Source organism: Polaribacter aquimarinus, from assembly GCF_003129485.1.
Taxonomy (GTDB): domain Bacteria; phylum Bacteroidota; class Bacteroidia; order Flavobacteriales; family Flavobacteriaceae; genus Polaribacter; species Polaribacter aquimarinus.
The window spans coordinates 512,765-527,937 of sequence record NZ_QFFG01000001.1; the positions used below are offsets into that span (position 1 = coordinate 512,765).

8 protein-coding genes are annotated in these 15,173 nt (G+C 31.6%); all 8 read right to left on the reverse strand.

Annotation, left to right across the window (positions count from 1 at the left end; genetic code table 11):
- Positions 1-158: 158 nt before the first annotated feature.
- Positions 159-2,747, reverse strand: coding sequence for a T9SS type A sorting domain-containing protein (locus DIS07_RS02240; RefSeq protein WP_181374510.1), 2,589 nt, complete (start codon positions 2,745-2,747; stop codon positions 159-161).
- Positions 2,748-2,837: 90 nt separating this feature from the next.
- Positions 2,838-3,152 (reverse strand): L-rhamnose mutarotase, encoded by a 315-nt coding sequence (rhaM, locus tag DIS07_RS02245; protein WP_109403587.1) that lies wholly within the window; start codon positions 3,150-3,152, stop codon positions 2,838-2,840.
- Between the two features lie 20 nt (positions 3,153-3,172).
- Complete coding sequence (locus tag DIS07_RS02250; RefSeq protein WP_109403588.1) at positions 3,173-5,374, reverse strand: glycoside hydrolase family 3 N-terminal domain-containing protein; 2,202 nt, start codon at positions 5,372-5,374, stop codon at positions 3,173-3,175.
- Positions 5,375-5,561: 187 nt separating this feature from the next.
- Positions 5,562-6,263 (reverse strand): fibronectin type III domain-containing protein, encoded by a 702-nt coding sequence (locus DIS07_RS02255; RefSeq protein ID WP_109403589.1) that lies wholly within the window; start codon positions 6,261-6,263, stop codon positions 5,562-5,564.
- 1 nt (position 6,264) lies between these two features.
- The gene (locus DIS07_RS02260; protein ID WP_109403590.1) at positions 6,265-8,457 is read right to left on the reverse strand and encodes a BNR-4 repeat-containing protein; all 2,193 of its coding nucleotides are present in this window, start codon (positions 8,455-8,457) and stop codon (positions 6,265-6,267) included.
- A gap of 224 nt (positions 8,458-8,681) precedes the next feature.
- Positions 8,682-9,554 (reverse strand): T9SS type A sorting domain-containing protein, encoded by an 873-nt coding sequence (locus tag DIS07_RS02265; RefSeq protein ID WP_109403591.1) that lies wholly within the window; start codon positions 9,552-9,554, stop codon positions 8,682-8,684.
- A 259-nt stretch (positions 9,555-9,813) separates the two neighbouring features.
- Complete coding sequence (locus tag DIS07_RS02270; protein ID WP_109403592.1) at positions 9,814-12,561, reverse strand: family 78 glycoside hydrolase catalytic domain; 2,748 nt, start codon at positions 12,559-12,561, stop codon at positions 9,814-9,816.
- Between the two features lie 11 nt (positions 12,562-12,572).
- Positions 12,573-15,173 carry a glycoside hydrolase family 2 TIM barrel-domain containing protein gene (locus tag DIS07_RS02275; RefSeq protein ID WP_109403593.1) on the reverse strand — a complete coding sequence of 867 codons (2,601 nt, stop codon included), beginning with the start codon at positions 15,171-15,173 and terminating at the stop codon, positions 12,573-12,575.

Here is a 15,173-nt window from a genome sequence, read left to right on the forward strand (position 1 = left end):
GTTAAATGCTTCGTTGTAATTTATTATAAATCAAAAGCAAGATGTTGTTTTTTTTCTTTAAAACTATCCTGAACTGTCCTTAAAATTCACATCAAACAAAAAGAAGGTAATAATTTAATTACTACCCTCTTTTCTTAAAATATCAAATGTGTTAATTCTTACTTCACAATAAGTTTTTTATTATAAATTTTTTGATTTTGACCTACCACTCTAACTACATAAATTCCTGGTTTAAATCGACCATTATTCTCAATATCAATTCTATTAGAGGTTACGGTATTTTCATAAACTATTTTTCCTAAAAGATTATATATAACAATATTAGCATTGGTTTCTCTAGTTAGTACAATTGTAAACTCTTCTTTAGCTGGGTTTGGATAAATCTTTGCCAAGAAGGAATTGTCCTCAAACTCTCCAGTGCTTAATGTTTGAACAAGAATGTAACGAAGTGGGCTAATTGTACCCCCATTTTGAAACCGAACTTGATCACCTGCTGTGACTGGAGTTACACTATATCTTAAGTTTCCTTGTCCTGGAGGTTTCGCGAACAATGCATTGTTTCCAGTGCCAGTCCAACCCTTCGCTTTTCTTCTTTGAAACTGGTCATAACCATAGTTTGCATCACCCGTATCACTTATCGGCACACCAGTTCTAGCGTTAACTCTAATTTCAGGATCTGATCCAGATTCATCATAAGTTGATTGATCTACAATCATGGTCCATGGTCCAGCACCAAGAGCAGAGAGGTCTGCTGTAATTTCAACATATCCACTAGAAGCTGGTTGTCTATGGTGGGTTACAGTCCAAAGTTGTGTTGCTTCAGCTGGTGCTGTCGTAATTTCTGCAGCCCACTCTAACTGACCTTTAGCTAAATTAATGGTCATATAAAGTTCATTTCCAGCCAAACCACATGTTGCAATCTTATAAATACTAGGTTCAAGCCATAGTTCAGGACATGGTTGATCTGTATGATCAAAAACTTGAATATTAACAGTAATTTCGTTTGAAGATACTGTTTCATTATTTGCATTATAAGCTACAGCTTGAACAGTATAAGCACCTTCAGTATCTGGTGTCCAATCTAAACTATATGGTGCATTAGTGTCTTCTCCAAACAACGTACCATTAACTAAAAATTCTACTTTAGAGATAGATCCGTTTTCATTGATAGCATCAGCAGTTATAGCCACAGTTTTTCCAAGATTAATATTTTGTCCATTAGTTGGTGATGTAATAGAAACTCTAAAGGGGTCGTTTGTAATACCTAAATCTATAATTTGTAAATACAAAGGTTGTGCGCTTCCTGATTTTTTTTCCATTAAATAATAGTAAAGTTTACCATTATTTATATGAACTCTACCATGATGAAATAATCTCCCTGAAGTAGCTTGGTATACTGTTGTAAAATTATTGGTACCCCCTACTGCCTTTTGGACAAAAACTCTATTATTTTTTAGCCCAATAATAAAAACATCATTTCCTGCTGTATAAATAGATGTTCCTCCAGCAAAATCTTCTGATGTTATAAAATCTGAGGCATCTGCTGCCTTGTAAGTATGTAAAGGTTTGGTAACACCATTTTGCCTATCAATTACTTTACTAATAATGTGTACATCTCCATTTTCTGTTACAGTCCAATCAAAATCACCAACAATAGATACTTTATCAGTTTGAGTCGTTTGGACATAATCTCCAGGTTCCATCACTTTAATTTTGTCAGCATCATAAAGAGGTAATGAAAAGGGAGTTCCTGAATGATTCTTCCAACTATCTGCCCCAGATTGATTATCTGAATACGCATAATAAACACCATTCTGATGTATGTACTTATCATTACTATTTGCTGATCTGCGCTGAAAACCAACTCTAATTTTTCCATTTACGTATTTCATATTACCATAAAGGCCCCAATTATAAGTTATACCTTGTTGGTTCTTGGCATTTAAAACATTAAAATGTGTAAAATCTGACCAAGTAGAAGTATTTGCATCATATTTAGAAAACTTATACGCTCCATTGCTATTGCCACCTTCACGCATGTACATGAAAATATCCCCAGAATCATTAGTAAAAAACTGTGGATAAGTTAAGAATGAATATTTAGAATATTCTTCATCAGGATAACCAGCTTTCCCACTATTTAAACTTAAATGTTTGTAACCATTATCACTGTTTTTTACAAATTTATCTAATGTAAATTCTTCGTCTGAAAGAGATGCAGCATTTTTTACAGAGTAGCTATATCTAAAATAATCTTTGGATAAACTGCCATCTGTTGGTCTTGTTGTGCCATAAGCATGCATATCATATATCAAATGAATTGTACCATCTAATGGACTTATGGCAACTGCTATTGCATTATGGGCTTCTCCAATCCACCATTTATTATGAAAGCCTGTATGCCTATGAGGAAATTCTAAATCTACACTTTTTCCGGTAACTGTATTGTAACGTGTTAGCATTACGTGACGATCTGCTTTACCGCCTCTATACCAAGTCATAAAAACAAAATCTCCATACGTTTTTAGACAATCACCTTTTGCTGATATATTTGTACCAAAATAACGGTCATAAGGCGTGTTTACTCCTGTATTAGGAGCATCAGCACCTACTTTACTTCCATCAAAATGCAATCCAAAATCTGTTATTTTTACTTCTTTTTCAAATGTAACTTGTGAAAAAGATAGAAAACTAACTAAAAGAAAAAAAAACTGTAAAATAATAAAATGGAATTTATCTTTTTTCATAAAATCTAATACATTTATTTTCATAAAGTTACAACTAAAAAACAATTAAATTATCCCGTAATAACCTGTAAGAAAAACCTATGCTAAAAGTTAAGGCATATAAAAAACTTCTTCAAGGGGTTTTGAAACTGGAGAATTATCTGGATTTACTTCCATAATATCTGCCATAAAATCCCACCATTTTTTAACAATTTCATTGGATGATAAGTCTTGCGAACCTCCTGCTCCAGATACTTTTTGAAAAGCAAAAAGTGTACTGGTTTCATCATCAAAAAAAATAGAATATTCGCTTACGCCTACATCTTTAAGTAGTTTCTTTAATTCTGGCCAAAGTTCATTATGGCGTTTTGTATAGGCTTCTTTCTGACCAGGATTTAATTTCATTTTAAAGGCTAATCTTTGCATTTGATATTATTTTATTTTTATTATTTTATTTGAACTTTGATTTCTTTAATTTCAGCTCCTAGTTCTAAACTCCTACTTCCTGGAGACGAATTTCCTAAAGTAATTATAGCTGACCCTTTGTGTCTTCTTTCTACACCTGATTTATCTATAAAATTAAAAGCATCATCGCTTAATTTGAATTTTATTTTTTTTGATTTTCCAGCATCAATTTTTATCCTCTTAAAACTTTTTAACGATGATAAAGGTGCATTATGACTATTTTCTTTTAAAGAAACATACATTTGAAAAACATCATTAACATCATATTTTCCAGTATTTCTTATGGTAACTTCTACAGTTTCAGTATCTCCTTTTTTAATAGTTGATGCTGATAGTTTAACATCAGAAATTACCAAATTTGAATACGTTAATCCAAATCCGAAAGGGTACATTGGTTTTTTAATCATGTATTTATAGGTTCTTCCAGTCATGCTATAATCATCATATGGAGGTAATTGAGTTACATTTTTTGGAAAAGTAATCGGCAATTTACCAGATGGAGAAACATCACCAAAAATAACATCTGCAATGGCATTACCTCCCTGCTCTCCAGGATACCAAGCATAAATTATAGCATCAGCTAATTTATTTATTTCAGTTAAATCAATTGGGCAACCAGCAAATATTACTGCAATAATTGGTTTTTTATGTTTTCCTCTCATTTTTCTGAGATATTCTAACTGACTTTTTGGAAGTTTCATACTAATATTGTCTCCTTTGTCAGTAGAACCTATCGCTTCATTTTCTTCTCCTTCCATAACTACAGTAAGCCCTAAAGCAACAATTGTTGCATCTACTTTGCCTGCTAAATAACTGTAATTGTTACCTTTATTTTTATTTTCTTGATTTATCATTGCTCCTGCACGATATTGCACTCTTGTTGTTGGAGAAACTTTCCCTACAACACCTTCTAATAGCGTTACTAGATTATCACTTAATCCATAATAATTACCTATAAGAGTTCTAATTTCTCCAGCGAAAGGCCCTCCAATATACAATTGATCAATATCCTTTTTAAGCGGTAACACTCCATTGTTTTTAAGCAATACAATAGATTTTTGAGCTACTCTTCTGGATAGTGTAATATGTTCTTTAGAATGAATTTTTCCTAAACTAATTTTTGAATATGGATTATTAATAGGGTTATCGAACATTCCTAATTTAAACTTTGTTTTTAACAATGGACGCAAAGCGATATTAATATCTTCTTCTGTTATTAATCCTTTTTCAAAAGCTTTTTTTAATTGTTTGTATGTTTGTCCACAATTTAAATTTGTTCCGCTTTTAATTGCTAGGGCTGCAGATTCTTCTGGAGAATTAGTTAATTTATGTGATTTATGAAAATTTCGGATGGCTCCACAATCACTAACAACATGTCCTTTAAATTGCCAACTATCCATTAAAATGGACTGCAATAAGGTTTTGCTTCCGCAACATGCTTCATTATTTGTTCTGTTATATGCGCACATTACGGCTTCTACTCCCGCATCTACACAAGCTTTAAACGCTGGTAAGTATGTTTCATACAAATCTTGTTGATTTACAATTGCATTAAAGCTATGCCTTAGCGCTTCTGGCCCACTATGTACCGCAAAATGTTTTGCACATGCTGCTGTTTTTAAATATTTAGGATGACTCCCTTGCATTCCTTTTATAAATGATGCTCCAATTTTACCTGATAAATAAGGGTCTTCCCCATAAGTTTCTTGTCCTCTTCCCCATCTAGGATCTCTAAAAATATTCACATTTGGGCTCCAGAATGTAAGCCCCATATAACGTATAGATTCTTTATTTTTTTTGATTAAATAATTATTAACAGCTCTTGCTTCATCAGAAATTGCATTACCCACATCTTTAATTATTTTCGTATCAAATGTAGCAGCTAAACCTATTGCCTGTGGAAAAATAGTAGCTTTTGGCCCTCTAGCAACTCCATGCAAAGCTTCATTCCACCAATCGTAAGACTTAATGTCCAATCGATTAATTTCTGAACTAGCATTAAGCAACTGCGATATTTTTTCGTCAAGCGTCATGCAATTAATGAGAGTTTCTATTCTCTTTTCTAAACTTAAATTACTATTCTTCCATAATTTGGAATCACATACAGATTGCGCTTTAGTATTCAAGGAAATAATAAATAAAATCGTTAGAAATAAATTTGAAAGTTTTTTTACATGTTTCATTATATAAGAAATTGCTTTATTAAAAGTTTAACTAATTGAAAAGTATTACATAAAAAAATAGATTGCATCCTGTTCTATGTTGCAAATAGAAAGCCATAACATTCTTTACTTTACAAAAAACCTATCAGCAATAAAAAACTGCTAAAATCTTTACAATTTCAGCAGTTTTTAATATGGTAAGCGATGTTTATTTTGTTGTAAAACTCCAAATTTGCCCAATACTAACTCCACCATTCCCATCTTTTACTACAATTTTAAAATAGTATGTAGATGCAGGTGTTAGACCTGAAGCACTATAAGTACTTTCTGATTGGTTTTCTGAAACTTTAGTTACTGGATTAGAATTGGTATCTAAATACACATCATAAGTTAATGTATCTCCATCAAAATCAGTTGATAACCAACTTAAAGTTGTACTAGTACCGCTAATTTCTGAATTTAACGCAGGTGCTATTAAAGCTGGTGCAAATGGAACATGATTAGAAACCCCGTCTCCTTCAGTTAAAAAATTACTCGTTGGAGCATAACCACTTTCTGCTAAATTACTATCTATTGCTTTAATTCGCCAATAATAAGATTTCCCTTTTTCTAAACTAATTAACTTAGACTCAGAAAAACTAGTTTCTGTATGTAATATAGGAGTAAAAGAATTATTCTCTGCCACTTCTATTTTATATGTAATTCTATTGCCTTCGGCATCTGTTGATGCTCCCCATTGAAACACAACATTATTATCTACACAAACTGTGTTGTCTAATGGAAATACCATACTAGGTAAACTAGGTGCTGTATTTTGATCCTGTTGTTGGTTATCTACTTTATCATCACCTCCTCCACAAGAAAACATTATAAACCCAATTGCTATTAAATATATATATGATCTTTTCATGTTATTTCTTTATTACTTTTATAAATACTGGTTTTACTGAACTAACTTTAATAAAATAGATTCCATTTGGTTTGTCTTTTAGATCCAACTGAACCTTACCATTGTTTACAATATGTGTTTTAGAAACCACTAATTGAGACTGTATATTATATACTTCGATATCAAGTGTTTTTATATTATTAGGGATAAATAATTCAAATAGACCTCTCGAAGGGTTAGGGTATGCCTTAATGTTTTCAAAAATATTAATAGTCTTAGACATCTCTCCTTGACAAGCTTCTTTACTTTTAACTTGAATATTATCACCATGACTAACATCTATTGAAAATTTAGACTGATAAGTTTCAAAAACTTGTTCTCCATTTTTAATTACTTTAAAAGGGCCTGTTCCTGATTTTATTGAAATTTCTGCAGATAATTTACTTACACTAATTTTTCCTGATAACTTTGGAGCTTCTTCAATAACTACCTGATAACAATGGCTAAAATTTTTGCCATCAACATCAATGCAAAAATCATAAGTTCCAGGACTTAATCCTTCTATTGTTTTGTCTTTAGTAAAACTATAAGTAACACCATTAATAGAAGTTGTATAATTAGAAGTAGCACCTCCCTTAATAATTAATTTACCATTATTAGTACCACTACAGGTTTCTCCCTCAGCCTTTACTGTGAAATTATCTGGCAAAGTAGGGTCTGTTGGATCAATATCTAAGTCAATAACTTGTAGGTATAAAGGCTGAGCATTACCACTTTTTTTCTCCATTAAATAGTAATAAAGTTTACCTTTTGCGATATGAACTCGACCATGATCAAATGTCTTTCCAGAAGTAGCTTGATATACAGTGTTAAAGTTATTTGTCCCTCCTTCAGTTTTTTGAATAAAAATTCTATCATTTTTAAGACCTATGATAAAAACATCGTTTCCAGCCGTATAAATAGAAGTACCACCTGCAAAATCTTCTGATGTAATGAAATCCGAAGCACCTGATGGTTTGTAGGTATGTAAATATTTGGTAACATTATTTTCTAGGTCTCTTACTTTACTAATTATATGTACATCTCCATTTGCTGTAACAGTCCAATCAAAATCTCCAACAATATAAACTTTATCTGTTTGAGTTGTTGTTACATAATCTCCTGGTTCAAATATTTTTATCTTATCAGCATCATAAAGTGGTAAGGAAAAAGCTTCTCCAGAATGATTTTTCCAACTATCAAATCCAGATTGGTTATCAGAATAGGCGTAATATACTCCGTTTTGATATTGATATTTGTCATTATTATTAGCCAATCTACGTTGAAAACCGATTCTAATTTTTCCATTTACATATTTCATGTTACCATATAGCCCCCAATTATATGTTATACCTTGTTGATTTTTAGCATTTAAAACATTAAAATGTGTAAAATTAGACCATTTCGAAGTACTTGCGTCGTATTTAGAGAACTTGTAAGCCCCATTATTGTTTCCCCCTTCACGCATATACATAAATATGTCACCTAAATCATTTGTAAAAAACTGTGGATAAGTTAACGCTGAATATTTAGAATATTCTTCATCAGGAAAACCTGATCTACCACTATTTAAACTCAAATGCTTGTATCCATTAGAGCTATTTTTTACAAATTTATCTAAGGTAAACTCAGCATCTGGAAGTGAAGCAGCGTTTTTGACAGAGTAAGAATATCTAAAATAATCTTTGCTTAAACTACCATCAGATGGTCTCGTTCTACCATAAGCATGCATATCATAAAGCATATGAATGGTACCATCTAAAGGGCTTACTGCAACTGCTATCGTATTATGAGATTCTCCTATCCAATATTTATTTTGATATCCAGTATGTCTATGCGGAAATTCTATATCTACACTATTACCTGTAATTGTATTGTAACGCGTAAGCATTACATGACGATCTCCTTTCCCACCTCTATACCAAGTCATAAAAACATATTGATTATATGTTTTTATACAATCTCCATGTGCAGAAATACTTCTACCGAAAAAATAATCATAGGGCGCACTATCACCAGAGTTTGTTGCTGTACTCCCTACCTTACTTCCATTAAAATGTAAACCTATATCTGTAATTTTTACTTCTTTTTCAAAAGTTACTTGAGAAAAAGAGCTTAAACTAATAGAAAAAAACAGCACTAAAACTAGAAATTTTCTTTGAACGATTTTATTCATAATTAATATTATAAAAATTATTTTGGTAAATTTAATTTAAAAAAAAAAAAATACCATCATGGAGTATCCCGAATCATTGTTAAATTTTAAATAAAGAAATTCTTGATAGATTCAGAGGTTAAGTACCTTATAACAATTAGAAAATATATTACATAAAAAAAGCCTTACACTTAATATAGGTGTAAGGCTTTTATAAAATTATTTAATTTTTATAAAATTACAAACTATTGCTTGATAATTTTTTTAGTGAACTTAGCATTATCACCTTTAATTTCAACGATGTATAATCCTTTAGTTAAAGAGCTTGTATTTAAACTAATATTACCCTGAGTATTTACTTTTTGAGATAGTACTTTACTACCTAAAACAGAATATACAGAAATTTCGTTTACTTTAGAAGTTGCTCCTTTAATAGTTAATTGGTTCTTCACAGGATTAGAAATAACAAATGCATCTGCACCAAAAGTGTTAACGCTTGCTGTCGCATCATCTTTAACAAAATGATAATCAAGAACATCGATTCCTCCACCATCAAACTTTACAGCTTCACCTGCTGCACTAGGAATTACACCATATCTTGAACCTCCATCCCAAGGCACTTTAATAAACAATGCATTATTACCTGCAGCTGGGTTAGCCCCATTAGCATCAGGGTCTCCGTTTGCATCTACTTTAGCTTTTCTTCTTTGAAACTGGTCTTTACCAGAGAGATCACCACTCGAAACCACAACTTCTTTTGGAAGTCTCATTTCAACAGTAATTGTAAGATTTTTACCATCTGCTTCAACACCAGAAGTAGTCATTGTCCAATCAACTCCACCTGCTTTTGAAGTAATTTCTACAAATCCTGCTCCTGCTTGAGTTCTATGATCTTTTATAAGCCATTCTTGAGTAGAAGTGTCACCTGATGTTATTTCTTCTGCCCATTCTAATTGACCAGTACCACCATTAATTGTCATGAATAAATTAGTACCTCTTGCACCTAATTTATACCAACCCGGTTTAGTATAAAGCAAGTCAGCTTGAGCATAAGAAGCTGATGCACCAAAAAGCACTACAAATGCCAGTAAAGTAAATTTAAGTAATTGTTTTTTCATAATAAATAAGTTATAAATGTTAATTTAGAGCACAAAATAGAGCATTAACCTGTTTTAGCTATCCTGCACTATACTGTTTTAAATTGTTTTTTTAAAATTTTTAGTTAAATAGTAATTTTTTAACAATTTTTAGTATTTATTTTAAGATGTATAAACCTTAAAAAAATCAAATATTTCAACTAAAACATACTTCCTTTCTGTTATTTAACAGACATAAACTGAAATAACACAAAAAGCACCTAATAGACTTACAGTAAAACTAAAACTTTACTTTAAAATTAAAATTACCTGATTGTATCCTTACGGATTTATTAGGTAAAACTACCTTAGCTTTACAATTAGCGGGAACTGTACCATAATACTCATAAGTATTTTCATCAATTCTCTTCCATTCTGCTTTAATTTCTCCATGGATAGAATTGTAACTTGCTTTTGCAAAATCCATCGATTTGATAAAATTTGGTTTTAAGATGATGTTTTGAAAACCAGGATGAGATTCATCTACATTGATACCTGCTAAATGACGGTAAAAAAAGTTATCTACAGCACCCATAAAATGATGCATATCTGAAGATGTAAATTTATAACCTTCTGGTAATGTTGTAGCGCCTTCTTTTATCATCCATCCAAATGAAGGCCATTCTTCGTCAACCACTACTTTATGCATCATATCAGCATAACCGTTTTTAGGCAAATATTCAAAAGCAGAATGTATAGAAAAAATACCTCCCCATAAGTGGTAATCTTTTTCTTTTGCAATATTTTCTACAACTCTTTTCTCTAGTTGCGCTTTATATTTTTCTGGAACAATACCATAATCGAGAGCTAGAATATTAACTACAGGTAAAAATTCTGGAAATGGTTTTAAACCTATATATTCTAATTTTTCTAAATCAAAAGCATATTTTTGAATACCTGCGTGAATGCGTTTGAGTTGTTTTTCTAAACGTTTTTTGTCTTTGTTTTTCCCTAGCTTATCTGCCATATAAGTCAAACGCTTTAATACCAAATAAAAATTCATAGAAGCGATAACTTCGTTACCTCCTGGTTTGCCCCCACCTCTGTAAGTTACATCATAAGGTGGTACCCAGTCATTATATATTTCGGCAAACATGCCGTCTTTTGTTTTAGAATTGTTGTTTTTCCAAGAATAATCAACCCAACGCATCATATTTTCCCAATAATTCTCAAACAACCTTGTATCTCCATAATATTGATACATGTACCAAGGAATGTGCACCCCTGCAGAAGACCATAAGGTCGATTTTCCTTTTCTATAATTATTAGCAGGTGCAATAGGGCTTAAAGCACCTTCTGTAGTTTGCGTATCAAAAATATCTCGTGTAAATTTTGTTATTAAGGCAGCTAAATCATAATTAGCCATACCAAACTCCACACCAGTTACAGCATCACCTAACCAACCATTTTTCTCTCGATTTGGACAATCTGTAACAATACTATGCAAATTAAAAATTAATGATTTACGGCAAATATTGTGAACAGCACCTACGGTTTTATCTGAAGATTCAAAATTACCCACCAATGGTACATCTGAGTGAACATATTTTACTTCAACATCATCTTTGGTTATTTTTGTTTTATATCCTTTTACTTGCACATAACGATAGCCTTTATAAGAAAAACGACATTCGGCAAATTCCTCGACCTCCCCTTTACCAATGTAAGCCATTTGCTGTAATCTTCCAGGTTGTCCACTAGACGTTGGGTCTAGATGTTCGCCATAATAAATGGTAACTTGTTGTCCTTTTTTAAGGTTTTTTAATCGTAAACGTATCCATCCAGCACTGTTCGTTCCTGTATCTATCCATTGCCCATAACTTCCCTTGCGTCTAATACTTATAGGCTGAAATGTCTTAGTAACACGAATGGGTTGACACATTTGCGAGACAACTTCTCCTCCGGGATGTGGTGCAGGATTTACATTATCCCAAGAGGCATCATCAAAACTGGCTGTATTCCAATTTTCAATTTCTTTTCGGGCATCATAAATTTCGCCCATATGCGGACCATCATATATGATTGGACCTCCTGTTACTTTCCAAGATAAATCGCTAATTACATTTTCTTCAGTACCATCTTCATACTGTACTTTAATTAAACATAACAATTTTGGCTGACCAACATAACCATCCTTTTTATAAAACCCCCAATGGTCATAAGCCAATTGCCCATAAAACCCTCTACCTAACATCACTCCTGCTAAATTATCTCCGTTTTGAATTTGTTCGGTAATATCATGCGTCGCATATAGAATTGTTTTTCTATAATCTGTCCAACCTGGATCTAAAACTTGAGTTCCTATGCGCTTTCCATTGATAAATAATTCATAATACCCTAGCCCACTAATATAAGCTTTAGCATGTTTTACCTTTTTACTCACTTTAAAAGGTTTTCTTAATAGAGGGACAGCATCGTAAGGGTTTTGATGATGAAAGTGATAACGTTCAAACATACTCATACTAGACCCAAAAAGGCTTGGTAATTGAAATTGTAACGCTTTAGATTCTATGTCTTTTCTTTCCCACCATTCTTTTTCCCACTGCTTCTGTGGTTTCCACGCAATCCATTCAGCATTGTTCCAATCTTCTTTTTGAAACAAACCTGTAGAAAATGTTGCTATTTTACTCCAACTCGCTATGTTATTTTTATCCCAAACTTTTACTTTCCAATAATACTGTGTTGCTGATTTTAAAGGCTTTCCATTGTATACTATTTGAGTAGTTTGAGAACTTTTTACTTTTTTTGAATTGTAAGCATCACCAATATTTTTTTCTATGTTTTTTTTTGAAGTAGCAACTATAAGTTTATATTCCTTTTGAAACTGTCTAGATTCATTAGACTTTAGTTTCCAAAAAAAACGTGGTTTTTTAACGTCTACACCTTCTGGATTGACTCGATACTCCAACTTTAAATCATAAGGTTCTATTTGTGCAAAACTTGATAGACAAATTATAAAAAAAAGGCAAAATAATTTTTTTTTAATCATTATAACCTAATCTAGTTAACCTTTCTAAGTTTAATACCACTTAATCTAGTTTTTCCTTTGGTTGCTTTAAAATCTATTGTAATTCCATTATCATCATCAACAGAAATTAAAAAACGCTTGGTTACACCTCTATCTTTACCATATTCTTTTTTTAGGTTTAGATTTTCCCAAACTTTTTTATTATTCACAAAAATATCCATAACATTTTCCCCTCTACTTTTTAATTCTGCTAAAGACAAAGATAACTCATAAGTACCTTTAGGAACATCAAACTTATAAGCCTTTAAGCCTATTACCTGTGTTTGAAAAATAGGATCATTTTTAGTTCCTTTTACACTTACATCTACACCTACGTTATTACGTCTTTTACTTTTAAACCTTAAATAATCACCATCTACATAACCAAAACCACCTTTTTCATAAGCCTTATCTGGCATCCATAAATAACCTACATTATCCTCTTCTATAAAATAACAATAAGAGCCCACGTTAATTGCAATTTCTTTAAATGGATTGATTTTACTTTTTAAATTTTTAGGCTGAAGCGTAAAATCTATAATGGCGAAATCTTTTATTTTTTTCCCATCTTTTTCTGAAACTACTTCAACTAAATTTTGCCCTTGTTTAAATGGCACATTAAATGTTGCAGTTGAAAAATCAAACGTTTGTTTTCCTTGAGAATTTCCATTAAAAAACAATTCAACATTTTTACCATTACCCACTACTGTTATAGGTTGTTTCGTAAAAGAACCACCTTGATTATCTGCAATACCAGACCTTTTAGTCCAACCTTTTGAAGCTATCGCAACAAAAGGTTTTTTTCCTAACACTGCTTGGTAAAAATAATAAGCATCTTTTTTTTCTCTTGATGCAGATACTAATCCTTTATTATTAATATGTGGTACTGCATCTTTTCTATGTTCTACCTGAAAATCTGCGTAATTCCAAACATTTGCACCTACAATTTCAGGCATATTTAAAATAGTTTTCATGTATGCCTTATGTAATAAAAACTGATAATCTACACTAAAATCAAAACGTGTCGGGTTATAAGATCTAATTCTAGGGTCAGCTCCACCACCATATTCACTTAAAATAAAAGGTTTATCTGGATTAATTTCCAATGTTCGCTTAACTAGACTTCGTAAGTTTTTATCAATATCTTCTAACTCTTCTATATACCAACCATAGTATTTGTTATAACCAACTAATTCTGTGAGTCTAATTCCTAATTTATCTTGATATGCAGGTTCTCTAAAAAATACTGAATATGAACTTCTTGTTTTATCTTCTTCTTTTATTGTTTTGGCTAAAGCCTTATGAGTCTCTATAAAATGTTTTGTGTACTCTTCACCTAATTTAGATGGAGCTTTCATCGTTGTTTCGTTACCTAAATTCCATGCTACTATAGCTGGGTTATTATAGTTAAAACGAATGGCTTCTTTTAGCATGTTAATACTATTTTGCTTACCCTTTTCATTGGCTGCTGCTTTATCTACAAAAGGAATTTCTAAAGTAGCTACAAACCCCATTTTATTACACATTTCTAAAATAGCCGGATCTTGCGGATAATGTGCAATACGCAAAAAATTAGAGCCCATTTCTTTTAACAACTTCATATCATTTCTATGAACTTCATCACTTACGGCATTTGCTTTTCCATAAAAATCTTGATGTCTACAAGTACCTAATAATTTGGTCTGTTTTCCATTGATAAAAAAACCTTTTTTGGCATCGAAACTAAACCATCTTAAACCCAATGGATTTTCAACTCTATCAAAAATTATTCCCTTTCTATCTACAATTTCTGTAATTAATCTATACAAATAAGGGTTGTCTGGAGACCATAATTTAGGGTTATCAACAGAAAAATTACTAAAAACATCTTTACTAAATTTAGATTTTGTTTTTACCACTTTTACAACATTGTTATCTAAATCTAATAAAGTTTGTTTTACATAATAGGTTCCTTTTTTGGGTCTTTTTAATTTAGATTGGATGCTTACTTTTGCTAAATTTTTAGAAACCTCAGGAGTTCTTATAAAGATTGCATTTGCTCCTAAATTAGCAACTTCAAAATGAATTGGTTTAGTTATTATTAAATGTACGTCTCTATAAATACCCCCATAAAAAGAAAAATCTGCAGATTGTGGTACAATTTCATCATTATGAGCGTTATCAACCCTTACAATAATTTCGTTTTTACCCTCTTTTAACGAAGACGTAATATCTCTTGCAAACGAAGTATATCCTCCTATGTGATCTTCTCCAACTGGCTTACCATTAACAAATAGAGAAGTTACTTGGTTTGCAGCTTCAAAAAATAAAAATACTTGTTGATTTTCATAAACTTGAGGAATAGTCATTGTCTTTTTGTACCAACCTTCTCCTCTATAATATCCATCTTTATCATCTAAAATGTCTTGGGTATTCCAAGAATGCGGAATAGTTACTTTTTCCCATTCTAGTTTGGTATTACTATCAAAAGGTTTTTCGATTTTACCTTTATAAAAACTCCATGAATCATTTATGGTTTCAATGTGTCTTATATTTTGTGCACTTGCTAAAAATGCAACACTTAAAAAAAGCAGTAATAAATTCTTTTTAATCAT

What these genes read in the sequence shown, in the direction of transcription:
- DIS07_RS02275 (WP_109403593.1), bottom strand. Translation starts at nt 15,173, where the DNA reads ATGATTAAAAAGAATTTATTACTGCTTTTTTTAAGTGTTGCATTTTTA.
- DIS07_RS02270 (WP_109403592.1), bottom strand. Translation starts at nt 12,561, where the DNA reads ATGATTAAAAAAAAATTATTTTGCCTTTTTTTTATAATTTGTCTATCA.
- DIS07_RS02240 (WP_181374510.1), bottom strand. Translation starts at nt 2,747, where the DNA reads ATGAAAAAAGATAAATTCCATTTTATTATTTTACAGTTTTTTTTTCTT.
- DIS07_RS02260 (WP_109403590.1), bottom strand. Translation starts at nt 8,457, where the DNA reads ATGAATAAAATCGTTCAAAGAAAATTTCTAGTTTTAGTGCTGTTTTTT.
- rhaM (WP_109403587.1), bottom strand. Translation starts at nt 3,152, where the DNA reads ATGCAAAGATTAGCCTTTAAAATGAAATTAAATCCTGGTCAGAAAGAA.
- DIS07_RS02250 (WP_109403588.1), bottom strand. Translation starts at nt 5,374, where the DNA reads ATGAAACATGTAAAAAAACTTTCAAATTTATTTCTAACGATTTTATTT.
- DIS07_RS02255 (WP_109403589.1), bottom strand. Translation starts at nt 6,263, where the DNA reads ATGAAAAGATCATATATATATTTAATAGCAATTGGGTTTATAATGTTT.
- DIS07_RS02265 (WP_109403591.1), bottom strand. Translation starts at nt 9,554, where the DNA reads ATGAAAAAACAATTACTTAAATTTACTTTACTGGCATTTGTAGTGCTT.